The organism is Neolewinella persica DSM 23188, assembly GCF_000373105.1.
Taxonomy (GTDB): domain Bacteria; phylum Bacteroidota; class Bacteroidia; order Chitinophagales; family Saprospiraceae; genus Neolewinella; species Neolewinella persica.
In genome coordinates, this window is sequence record NZ_KB890420.1 from 49,123 (window position 1) to 60,293 (window position 11,171).

10 protein-coding genes are annotated in these 11,171 nt (G+C 53.4%); 7 read left to right on the forward strand and 3 right to left on the reverse strand.

Going from position 1 to position 11,171, the window contains the following annotated elements; all coding sequences use genetic code 11:
• Nucleotides 1–15 precede the first annotated feature (15 nt).
• The 5 genes from murG (at nucleotide 16) to ftsZ (ending at nucleotide 6,619) form a co-directional block, all read left to right on the forward strand.
• A complete protein-coding gene (gene murG, locus B036_RS0106300) occupies nucleotides 16–1,182 on the forward strand; it encodes an undecaprenyldiphospho-muramoylpentapeptide beta-N-acetylglucosaminyltransferase (protein ID WP_245557447.1) in 1,167 nt (388 codons plus the stop codon).
• Nucleotides 1,182–2,564, forward strand: coding sequence for a UDP-N-acetylmuramate--L-alanine ligase (gene murC, locus B036_RS28280; RefSeq protein WP_020567849.1), 1,383 nt, complete (start codon nucleotides 1,182–1,184; stop codon nucleotides 2,562–2,564). Before murG ends, murC begins: the two co-directional genes overlap by 1 nt.
• A complete protein-coding gene (locus B036_RS31720; protein ID WP_020567850.1) occupies nucleotides 2,557–3,372 on the forward strand; it encodes a cell division protein FtsQ/DivIB in 816 nt (271 codons plus the stop codon). The genes murC and B036_RS31720 overlap by 8 nt, the downstream gene beginning before the upstream one ends.
• A 109-nt stretch (nucleotides 3,373–3,481) precedes the next feature.
• On the forward strand, nucleotides 3,482–4,852 hold the full coding sequence (gene ftsA / locus B036_RS0106315) for a cell division protein FtsA (RefSeq protein ID WP_020567851.1): 1,371 nt from the start codon (nucleotides 3,482–3,484) through the stop codon (nucleotides 4,850–4,852).
• Nucleotides 4,853–5,131: 279 nt separating this feature from the next.
• On the forward strand, nucleotides 5,132–6,619 hold the full coding sequence (gene ftsZ, locus B036_RS0106320) for a cell division protein FtsZ (RefSeq protein WP_020567852.1): 1,488 nt from the start codon (nucleotides 5,132–5,134) through the stop codon (nucleotides 6,617–6,619).
• A 303-nt stretch (nucleotides 6,620–6,922) separates the two neighbouring features.
• On the opposite strand, the gene B036_RS0106325 is transcribed toward ftsZ, so the two are convergent.
• The gene (locus tag B036_RS0106325; protein WP_020567853.1) at nucleotides 6,923–7,411 is read right to left on the reverse strand and encodes a hypothetical protein; all 489 of its coding nucleotides are present in this window, start codon (nucleotides 7,409–7,411) and stop codon (nucleotides 6,923–6,925) included.
• Between the two features lie 695 nt (nucleotides 7,412–8,106).
• Between B036_RS0106325 and B036_RS0106330 the strand changes: the two genes are divergently transcribed.
• Both B036_RS0106330 and B036_RS28290 read left to right on the forward strand, forming a co-directional pair.
• A complete protein-coding gene (locus B036_RS0106330) occupies nucleotides 8,107–9,036 on the forward strand; it encodes a T9SS type A sorting domain-containing protein (protein ID WP_020567854.1) in 930 nt (309 codons plus the stop codon).
• 81 nt (nucleotides 9,037–9,117) lie between these two features.
• Nucleotides 9,118–9,396, forward strand: a complete 279-nt coding sequence (locus tag B036_RS28290; RefSeq protein ID WP_044101992.1) for a CBU_0592 family membrane protein — start codon at nucleotides 9,118–9,120, stop codon at nucleotides 9,394–9,396.
• 20 nt (nucleotides 9,397–9,416) lie between these two features.
• Here the strand turns inward: B036_RS28290 and B036_RS0106340 are convergent, their stop codons facing one another.
• Together B036_RS0106340 and B036_RS28295 are read right to left on the reverse strand one after the other, a co-directional pair.
• Nucleotides 9,417–10,100: a hypothetical protein gene (locus B036_RS0106340; protein WP_157472057.1), complete on the reverse strand. Its 684-nt coding sequence runs from the start codon at nucleotides 10,098–10,100 to the stop codon at nucleotides 9,417–9,419.
• 409 nt (nucleotides 10,101–10,509) lie between these two features.
• On the reverse strand, nucleotides 10,510–11,171 hold a 662-nt coding region (locus tag B036_RS28295), incomplete at its 5' end, for a T9SS type A sorting domain-containing protein (protein WP_020567857.1).

Consider the following 11,171-nt stretch of genomic DNA (forward strand, 5'->3'; position numbering starts at 1 on the left):
CATAGCACGAGCCCCTTGCGTATAATCGTAAGTGGGGGCGGCACCGGCGGGCACATCTACCCGGCCATCGCCATTGCGGACGAGCTGAAACGGCTCCGTCCCGATACCCGGTTCCTGTTTGTGGGGGCTGCGGGCAGGATGGAAATGGAAAAGGTACCGAAAGCGGGCTATGAGATTAAAGGGCTATGGATTTCCGGCCTGCAACGGAAGCTGACGCTCGATAACCTGAGCTTCCCCTTCAAGGTCATCCACAGTCTTTGGACGAGCCGGAAGATCATCAAGGCCTTTAAGCCCGACGTGGTGGTGGGGACCGGTGGTTATGCCGGTGGCCCCGTACTCTACGCAGCGGCGAAGATGGGCGTACCTACCCTGATCCAGGAACCGAATGCCTTTGCTGGTCTGGCCAATAAGTGGTTGGGTAAGCACATGGATAAGATCTGTGTCGCCTTCCCGGGTATGGAAAAATTCTTCCCGAAGGAAGCACTCGTGGAAACGGGTAATCCGGTGCGGGAGGAGATGCTGGAGCGGGTAAGGTCGTCGGCTGAGGCGGCGCTTGCGCCTGACTCGTCCGCTAACCTGGGTGTTAACCGCTCGGCGGACGAGTCAGCTCTCTCGTCGCGCCTCGGCCGACGAGCTAACATCCTCCTGATGGGCGGCTCCGGCGGCGCAAGAAGCATGAACGAAGCATTGCGGGACAGCACCAGGATTTTAGGGGCGCGGCCGCAGGTGCAATGGACGTGGCAATGTGGTACCGCCTACTATGAAGCTTTCAAAGACTGCGCTTCCGCGCAGCTCCCCAACGTCACCATCTCCGCCTTCATCGACGACATGGAGCAGGCTTACGCCAAGGCTGACGTCGTGATCGGTAGGGCGGGTTCTACCACCATCGCCGAAATCCAATTCCTCGGCAAGCCAACCATCCTGGTGCCCAGCCCCTGGGTAGCGGAAGATCACCAGACGATGAACGCCCGGGCACTGACTGAGCGGGACGCAGCCGTATTGGTGGCCGACAAAGACTTAACCGAAAAACTGGTGCCCACCGTCTACGAACTCCTCGACGACGAAGCACGCAGAAAAGAACTAGGCCAAAACGCACGTGCTATGGCCCAAACCGGTGCCGTAACCCGCATCGCCAACGAAGTACTGAACCTTATTTCCTCCTCCCAAAAATCCGCCAACTAATGCAGTTAGCTGACCTTAAACAAGTCTACTTTATCGGTGTAGGTGGCATCGGGATGAGCGCCATCGCCCGCTATTTTAATAGCCGCGGACTGAAGGTTTCCGGATACGACAAAACAGAAACACCGCTGACCCGCTCGCTGGAAAGTGAAGGCATCACCATTCACTATGGTGCCGCCAATGTGGCCCTGGTTCCAGTATCCGCCGATGATCTGCTGGTGGTCTGGACGCCGGCCATCCCGGCCTCCTTTGCCGAATTGGCGAAGGTGCAGGCGGGAGACTACACTTTGCTGAAACGTTCCCAGGTGCTCGGCCTCATTAGCCGTGGCATGGATTGTGTCGGCATCGCAGGCACCCATGGTAAGACAACAACTACCACCATCACGACCCACCTCATGAACGTTGCCGGTCTGGAACCCTCCGCCTTCCTCGGCGGAATCCCACGGGATTTCTCCAGCAACTACGTACATGGTACTTCCGACTGGGTAGTGGTGGAAGCGGATGAATACGACCGCAGCTTCCTGCAGCTTGATCCGGCGATTGCCGTCGTTTTGTCTTGCGACGCCGACCACCTCGACATCTATGGTGATCACGCCAATATGCTGGAAACTGGTTTCCGGGCTTACGCCCGTAAGATCCGGGAAGGTGGTAAACTACTTATCCGCTACGACCTGGCCGATCATTTTACGGAGATTGATCACGTTACGACCATAACTTTTGGCATCGGTGCTGGCGATTATAACGCACACAACATCCGGGTGGAAGACGGTGCTTTCCACTTTGACCTCAAGGAACCGGATGGTCATCTGATCACCGACATCCGTACGGCACTGCCCGGTCGGCACAACATTGAGAATGCCCTGGCTGCTAGTGCCGTAACCCGCATTGCAGGTGGGAGCGAAGCTGCCCTGAAAGAAGGCCTCGCGACTTTTAAGGGTATTGCCCGAAGGTTCGAGACGAAGCTGAAGACGGATAAGATCGTTATCATCGATGATTATGCACACCATCCGACAGAGCTTACCGCAGCGATCTCTGCCGCAAAAGAACTGTACCCGGATAAAACGATCCGTGGCGTTTTTCAGCCCCATCTCTTCAGCCGTACACAGGACTTCGCCGCAGGTTTTGCGCAAGCCCTCGATCTGCTGGATGAGGCAATTCTGATCCCGATATACCCAGCGCGGGAAGAGCCCATTCCGGGGGTCACCAGTCGTTCGATCTATGGGAAAATGAATTCTACAAATCGCAGGTTGCTGTCCGATGAACAGTTGCTGATCGCAACTGCGGAACTTGCAGACGGCGTGCTGCTGTTATTGGGTGCCGGCGATATTGACGCACTGGTACCGAAAATAGTTGCTCAACACCAAAACACCCTGACCCATGGCTAAGACACAACCAAATAAGCTGGTCGCATTGGCCCTCAGCTTCGTAATGGGCGTACGTGCTTACGGATGGATCGTTATCGCGATTGCCATTGGGGTATTGGCTATTTCTGCCATCTCTGCCCGGGAGGCTTCCCACGTGAAAACGGTTGCGCCAGTTATCCTTCCGCTGGAAGATGGGGAAGCGCTGGTAACCGAACAGGAGTTGCTGGACCGGCTTGCCGCCAGCTTTACCAAGCCGATGGCGGAATTGAGCCTAAGCGATATTGATGTCGAACGCGTAGAAACGGTGCTCGAAGGCCAGGCTTTCGTAGCGGATGCCGATGCTTATATCGACGATGACCTACAACTCAACATCACCGTAACCCAGCGGGTACCCCTGCTTCGGATCATTGCCGAAAGTGGACAGAATTATTACTTCGACGAAGTCGGCGCCCGGATGCCACTCAGCGAAAGCTACACCGCCCGGGTACCCGTGGCAACGGGGAACATCGTCTTGTGGTCTGATAACTTCATGGCGGACAAAGACCACCAACTCCGCCAACTGGTGGAGCTGGCTCAATACCTCCGTGCAGATGATTTCCTCGGCGCGTTGGTGGAACAGATTTACGTAAACACAAAGGGCGAGCTGGTGCTCGCTCCGAAAGTCGGTGACCAGGTAATCTACCTCGGTCGCTACCACGAAACAAAGACGTTGGAATGCCTCCGTCGCTTAAAGATCTTCTATCGTGAAGGGCTTCCCTACGAAGGGTGGCGCAAGTACAAAAGCTTTGACTTGCGCTTCTCGGATCAGGTGATTGCTCGTAAACGATAGGAGTGACTCACCAACTCATTAACTCAATAACCGTCTTCGGACCAGACTAATGACCCTAGTCCCGAAGACCATTTACTAACCCTTTTTTTTTAATTTACCGGATGTTATTATGACTGATACCACTCAAACTCAAATTATTGCCGCTTTAGATATCGGCACCACCAAAGTGTGCGCCCTCGTCGGACGGCGTGACGTACACGGACGGCTGGAAATCCTCGGCACCGGCAAGGTCGAATCCGAGGGCGTCATGCGCGGCGTTGTCTCCAATATCGAGAAAACGGTCCGTGCCATTAGCGAAGCCCGTGCCCAGGCGGAACAGTCCTGCGGTATGTCCTTCGACGTCGTTCATGTCGGCATTGCCGGCCAGCACATCAAGAGCCTGCAGCACCGCGGCATGTTGGTGCGGGACAATGCGCAGTCGGAGATCAGCCAGCGCGACATTGATCGGCTGATCAGTGATATGCACAAGCTGGTGCTGCCTCCGGGCGACAAAATTCTCCACGTAATTCCTCAGGAATACACCGTGGACAGCGAACAGGGGATCGTGGATCCCATCGGCATGTCGGGCGGTCGCCTGGAAGCCAATTTCCACATCATCACCGGCCAGATCACGGCCAGTAACAACATCAGCCGTTGCGTAGAGCGCGCGGGACTGGAAATGGCCGGCGTCACGCTGGAGCCCATTGCCAGCTCAGCTTCTGTGCTGTACGAAGACGAGAAGCAGGCCGGCGTGGCCCTTGTCGACATCGGTGGTGGTACTACTGACATTACCATTTTCCAGGACGGCATCATTCGCCATACGGCAGTGATTCCTTTTGGTGGTAACGTCTTCACAAAAGACATCAAATCGGGGTGTACCGTAATGGAGCACCACGCTGAGAAATTGAAAGTCAACTACGGCTCGGCCCTGGCCAGCGAAGTATTTGAGAATCGCCTCATCGTGATTCCAGGCTTGCGTGGCCGTGATCCGAAAGAGATCAGCGAGAAGAACCTGGCGCTCATCATCCAGGCGCGGGCCGAGGAGATCCTCGACCACGTCATGTGGGAAATCCGCCGTGCGGGCTTCGAAGGACAGCAGCTCATTGGCGGCATCGTGCTGACCGGTGGTGGTGCGCTACTGAAGGACCTCGACAAACTCACGGCACTGCACACTGGCATGACTGCCCGTATCGGTACACCGATTGAGCACCTCGCTCATGGTTACCAGGAGCGGCTCACCAGCCCGATCTACGCTACTGGCGTTGGTCTTTTGCTGCAGGGCTTTGCTGACCTCGATGCCGGAAAAATTTTCCCTTCCATTGCGAAGAAGAAAGCGGAGGAAGAAGCAGCAGCCCAGGCAGCAGCCGAAGCAGCAGAGCAGGCGCGGACGCAGGAGCAAGCGAAGGAACAGGAAGCAGTGGGCGCAGGCTCCACCTGGTTCGAGAGTGCCTTCAAGAAGACTAAGGAATGGTTTGAGGCAGAACCTGATAGCGACTTCTAGCGCTGCGCGCTAGGGGGAAGGGGCGAGCCCTTCCCTTACGGAAAGACCCGGATAGCACCGTACGGGCAGGGCTTGCCCCTTCCCGCCTTTGCTCCTCCAAAACCTTCCCTTGCATCCTGCGGCCGCGCCCCAAAAACGCTCCGCAAATAACTTTCAATCAAATTAACAAATACGGAGTTTCGACTTCGCTTTAGCCCGACAGACATCCGAACAAAAAGGGGTTTTCAGAGGTGTGAACCTTGCTGAGGATTTAGCGCGACGGGCGTAAATAATAGAATTATGAAAATTGATTTCCCCCAGGGAGAATCTCCCATCATCAAAGTAATCGGCGTCGGTGGCGGCGGCTCCAATGCCGTGAACCACATGTACAGCCAGGGCATCATCGGCGTAGATTTTGCCATCTGTAATACGGACCACCAGGCCATGGAATTGAGCCCGGTGCCCACCAAGATGCAACTCGGCCCGAACCTGACGGAAGGCCGTGGAGCAGGTTCCAAGCCCAACGTGGGCGCGATGGCCTGTGAAGAAAGCATTGAGGAGGTGCGCAAGTACCTCAACAACAATTGCCGGATGCTTTTTGTCACTGCCGGAATGGGCGGTGGTACGGGGACCGGAGCTGCGCCGATCATCGCCAAAACTGCCCGTGAAATGGGTATTCTGACGGTGGGAATCGTGACCCTGCCCTTCACCTTCGAAGGTCGCCGCCGTGCTACTAACGGTATGGAAGGCCTCAACGAACTGAAGGAAAACGTGGATACCCTGATCATTGTCTCTAACGACAAACTCCGGCAGATCCACGGTAACCTGAACCTGAGCGAAGCCTTTGCTAAAGCCGACGATATTTTGACGACCGCCGCCAGGGGCATCGCAGAGATCATCACCGTTGCTGGTTACGTCAACGTTGACTTCGAAGACGTCAACACCGTAATGCGCGAAAGTGGTGTCGCCATCATGGGAACGGCCAGCGCCGACGGCGACGACCGTGCGCGCCAGGCAGTAGATCAGGCACTCCACAGCCCGCTGCTGGAGGACAACGACATCCGTGGTGCCCGCCATATTCTGCTCAACATCACCAGCGGTACCCGCGAGGTGACGATGGACGAGATCTTCGAGATCACGGAATTCGTACAGGAAGAAGCTGGCTACGGTACAGACCTCATTTGGGGTAATTGCTACGACGAAAGCTTAGGCGATAAGCTCAGTGTAACGGTGATCGCTACCGGATTCGGTGAGAAGAAATCCATCTACACTGCCAGCGGAACGGACCGCAAGGTGGTTCACCTCGACGAGGACAACATCAAGCAGGACGATAAGCCACAAGCGCGCGTCAGCCTGGAGGACATCACCGGAGAGAACGACCCCGTAGGTTACAACCGCGATAATAAGGACACTACGACCTTTGAATTCGAAGACCTGGAAGAAGCCAAGGCGCGGCTGCGCCCGCGCACCCGCAACGACGAACGCAGCTTCACGAACAGCTTCCTACAGAACGAAGAAGAAGCACGCCGCGAAGCGCAGCGCCGCCAGCTGGAGGCCCGCGACGAAGAGCGTCGCGCCGCCCTGCGTAACCGCACCGAACTGCCGAAACTCAGCAACCCCAAGGTGGTGAACGAACTGGAAAGCCAGCCGGCTTACCTGCGTCGCAACATCCAATTGGACAACGTTGCCCCGAGCGATCAGGTGGAAATGAGCCGCTGGAGCATCAGCGATAACGAAGAGATGCCGCTGCGCCGGGATAACCGGTACTTGCACGACAACGTCGACTAACGTCGACGTTTGGTTGCAAGGGTTGCAGTAGTTGCAGGTGTCACGACACTTGTGATTACGGTATGCAACGCCTGCAACCCTTGTAACACCTGCAACTCTTCTAAAACATCCGATAAAATAATTAATGATTTAACTGTGCTAAGTCTGGTGCCCGATTAGGCCCCAGCCTCAGCAATCACACCTTTTTAGCTTTGGTCGCGCATGCCGGGGGGTCAATCCTGGCGTGCGCTTTTTTTGTTTACTCAACCGGCGAGGGTTTTTCAGTTCCAGGAAACAGCGAGGTAAACTAAATGTCAGGGATGTCTACTCCACCAGTACGGTAGCCACCTGATAAAATCCATCTCCTACGGCCATTTCTGGCCGGAATCCCAGGGGAACTACACCACCCTCCCGTGTCTCATCTAGTAACCGAACTTCTACTTGGTAGGTTCCAGTTGGGAAGTCTGACGGAAGGGGGAAGAAGTAGTTGATCCAGTTGATAAGGTTAGCTTCCCCTACCGTATTCAGGGACTGATCTACCCGAAATACCTTGCTGGCCGGGCCATTGAGGCGTACTTCCATGTCGTAGCGTTTACGAATGTCTGCGGGGCCGACGGTACGCCAATCCATCTGTATTTCCAGGGTATTCCCAGCTTTGATCGATTGTGGGAGAGAGAGGGCGTAGACATAGTGCCCTATACCGTCGACGGGGTTGGCGGAGGTCTGATCCGTCAGGTCAATTTCCTGACGACCGGTGCCGGAGTTGCAGGCGTTAAGGAAAATCAGCAGAAGAAAAAATAAGAACGTTCGCATACTTCCTGCTAACACGTCAGACTATGCGGAGGTTTGGAATTTACGGTATCCGGGACTGGCAGTGGGCGGCGATGATGTTGGCGGCTTACTGCGTAGTCGGGTCGTAAAACTTGGTGCACATGGTAACCTTGAGCCAGGTTGTACTTCGGACACGATACATCTGATGCGGCCAGTTTTTAACCTGGAAGTTGTAAAGTGTAACCTAAGTTTTTAGAAATTTAGAGGGCCCCAAATTTCGCGTAGCGAATACACAACAGTTACCCTGGACGAAGTCCGGGGTAACGGCCTGACCGCTAGCGGTACGACGCTAAGCGTCGTCAGATAAAAAGGGCATTTTCGTTACCTGGGACCGCGTCGTTCCTCCTTGTCCCAGGCAACTCAAGTGCAGTCGCTACGCGACGAGTAAAAAGCACCGAATACTTAGATTACACTGTAGTATTGAGTTGGCCGGGAGTAACTGTTCAAATTGACCCCAACCCGATAGAGGAGGTACTCCAACTCGAAATTTCCGGGATGAATCTATCACCTGGTCGGTCAAATTACACAATCACGGGTAGTGATGGCCGTATCTTGCAGTCCGGGTCGGTGAGCAGTAACGCCATGGATATTGCTGTGGGTGGGTTGCCTTCCGGGTTGCACTTTTTCCCTGTTGCTGACGAACACCAGTTGCTGGCAGTTCGGCGTTTTTATAAACGATGAACCATGAAACACCTTTTACTTTTAACGCTTTTCAGCTTTCTCGGATCTACTGCATTTCTGAGGGCACAGGACGAGCCTTACCTCCCTACCCCCTAGAAGAGGCCAACTGGATCATCAGAGACAGCGAAACAAGGCATTATCCCTACATCTCTTTTGTCCACAGTATTGAAGGTGATACCACGGTAGCTGGCCGCTCCTACAAAAAAGTTTATCGCCGAGTAATTGATCATATTCAAGATGAACATACCGATCCATCCTTAGTGCGACCTTACCGGGTATTTCCCGGAAGAGAACTGATCGTTTTGTTAAGAGATGAAGTGGAACAACGACAGGTTTTCGGAAGAATCAAGACTTTAAGCCCCGACATGATAATCTTCGGCCCGGATACACTACTACATGATTATTCCTTAAGTGAAGGTGACACACTTCGTGGGGTAAACTTTGGAGACTTCGGCGGCCCGTTGGTAATCAATGAAATAAGGTACGAAAACCATTTTGGGGAGGAACGACGGGTGCAAGTAGCAAGTGGTGAAAAATATTACGAAGGGGTCGGGTCTCAAAGTTACGGCCCGACTTCAGGCCCACCTCAGCTAATTGCCTGCTGCATCTTTGAACTAAGAGACTACTGCGTTGGCGACCTGCCCGGTTGCAACGTCTGGCTAACGCCCGTCACCAATCTCAGCACCGACGTCTCCATCAAAACTTACCCCAACCCCTTCACTACCCAACTAAATTTCCTCCCCTCCGACAACCAAACCGGCAGATCCATAACGGTAAGCCTGCGGGACGTGACCGGACGTGTGGTCCGGAAAGGGAAATTGGGAGCTGGCTTGGAGTGGTCTACTAATGACTTAGCCTCTGGTATGTACATCGCAACGTTTACAAGCGGCATCCGGAGTGCTACTGTTAAACTGATGAAGCAGTAGGACAACTGAATTTTGACAAGGGCTGAGAAAACGTTTTTAGCGTTGAAGTGTAAACACTGGAAAGTAAAAATCAGCTCCATCATGACCACTACCGATTACATTGGCGCCATCGGCGTGTCCCTCATCCTCCTCGCCTTTTTCCTGAACCTGCGTAAAGTGGTCGATACGCAGAACCTCCTTTACCTGTCGCTTAATTTCGTAGGTGCCGGGCTGGCTTGCTCTGCTTCGATGATGATGCAGTACGTACCGTTCATCGTGTTGGAAGGTACCTGGATGATGATGACGGGGTTTGCGCTTTTGCGGCGGTATGTTCAGTGGCGGCAGCAGGGCAATGAAACGCTTCAGGGGCAGTTTGCTTAAGCTTGAATGGATTCAGGAAGTCAACTGTGCTGGACAGGCCTGGCTGGAGGACCGTTTGCGCCGATAATGTTCTTGATTAGTACAACCGATAAGAGAATAATTCCACCAACGCCAGCCAACATCACAATAATGGCCAGTCCTTCCGCACCCGAGCAGGCCAGCGAACAGGAAAGTGCTGCTACTGCTAGTCCAGCCAGCACAGCTCCCATGATGACCAAAACAATGAGCATTATCTGCCCGAATTTGCTCGTTTTTCTATCACCCTTATGCTCTTTTTTCCAGGCTTTGATGGTCGCCTTCAGTTCTTTGATTTGGCTCCTTCTCGTTTTGCGTATTTCGGCCTTGGTAGGAGAAGCTAACACTACAGATTCGTTTGCCTGGCCCAAGGCGGCCATCAGAACGACTGGCTGAATTTCTTCTTCCAATACCAAGTGACTTACGGATGGTGTCGCCAGGAAGTTGCTCACACTAAAAGCCAGGAATAGTGCGCCAGAAAGCACGAGTGTAAAATCGCAAAGCTTTTGCTGTCGATACTTTTTACTGGTCAACCTCCTTTTTGCTTTAGGATATAGTAGGAAAGTAGTTGTGAAGATAATCGTGAGCAAGACGGTGGGAATAGTGGAGACTGGCGAGTCTCCCAGATAAAGCAGTACGCCCAGGAGGATTGCGTTCACGATGCTCAATAATTGAAGACTTGCGATCAAAAACCTTGATTTGACGGGGTTTCGATGTGCCCATTTGGAAATTGTCCTCATGTTGGAATCTATTTGGAAAGTATAATGGCCGATAATCTATTCAGGGCAATTCCTGCCGGGCTTCCTGCTTCTACTCTCCAAATTACTTAGATTTTAATAAAAAAGCAATAAGGCCGATAAATTGGTGTGAATAATAAATTGCACCAAGATGCTACCTCAGAAGCCGTCGGACGGAATTTTACCGACTGCGTCAGGTAAAACGATCCGTCAGATGGCGCACAATGGCCTGGGAGGTCGTCCGACCAATTCTTTTAGCCTGGCGTACCCGTTAAAAAGTTGGTCTGACGACTTTGGCCTGTGTAATTTGTTCTACACTCATGAATTGAGTAGCTCCGATTCCGGAACGATGCAACTGGGCCTATTGAATAATGATCCGCTTTTGCTTGCCTCCAGCTAGCAGGAGGTACACTCCTCTGGGCCAATCGCGACAGTTAATCATAAATCCGGTTTCATCAGGAACGGCAGTGGTCATCATGTGCTGGCCAGCCAGGGAGTAAATCTGAAGTTCTCCGGAATCTACAGGCCCCTTAATCCAAAATTGCCAGGTTGCGGGATTCGGGAAAACGGAGATGCCGGTAATTCCTGAAATCTCAACATGGACTGTTTGTGATAATACTTCGGTGCCATCGAAATCAATTTGCCGCAGGCGAAAAAGATAGCTGCCATTATAGCTTGCCTTGTGATTGTAGGTGTAGGTCGCACCAAGGCCATTTCTGCCTTCCCCGGATACCCGGGCGATGGGAAGGAAATGTGCATTTTGCGATAATTCCAGGATAAAATGGCTGAATTCGATTTCGGCACTAGTTGCCCAATCAAGTCGAATGTCATCGGCGGAAGCCTCTGCCGTGAAGGATAGTAGGTTGACTGGCAATATCCCTTCGCAGCCTGTACAATTGGTGGAGCCAACCCCAGAACTGGAGCCATCGGGACAGTTGACGCAGGTTTGCCCATTATCGTAGGTGCCGGCTGGACAAAGTTCGCAGTCGGTCTGCTGGGCGTTGGGTACGGAGCCGCCGGGGC

Coding starts and splice junctions, on each gene's coding strand:
- B036_RS31720 (WP_020567850.1), top strand. CDS start 2,557: ATGGCTAAGACACAACCAAATAAGCTGGTCGCATTGGCCCTCAGCTTC.
- B036_RS0106330 (WP_020567854.1), top strand. CDS start 8,107: ATGAACCATGAAACACCTTTTACTTTTAACGCTTTTCAGCTTTCTCGG.
- B036_RS28290 (WP_044101992.1), top strand. CDS start 9,118: ATGACCACTACCGATTACATTGGCGCCATCGGCGTGTCCCTCATCCTC.
- murC (WP_020567849.1), top strand. CDS start 1,182: ATGCAGTTAGCTGACCTTAAACAAGTCTACTTTATCGGTGTAGGTGGC.
- ftsA (WP_020567851.1), top strand. CDS start 3,482: ATGACTGATACCACTCAAACTCAAATTATTGCCGCTTTAGATATCGGC.
- B036_RS0106325 (WP_020567853.1), bottom strand. CDS start 7,411: ATGCGAACGTTCTTATTTTTTCTTCTGCTGATTTTCCTTAACGCCTGC.
- ftsZ (WP_020567852.1), top strand. CDS start 5,132: ATGAAAATTGATTTCCCCCAGGGAGAATCTCCCATCATCAAAGTAATC.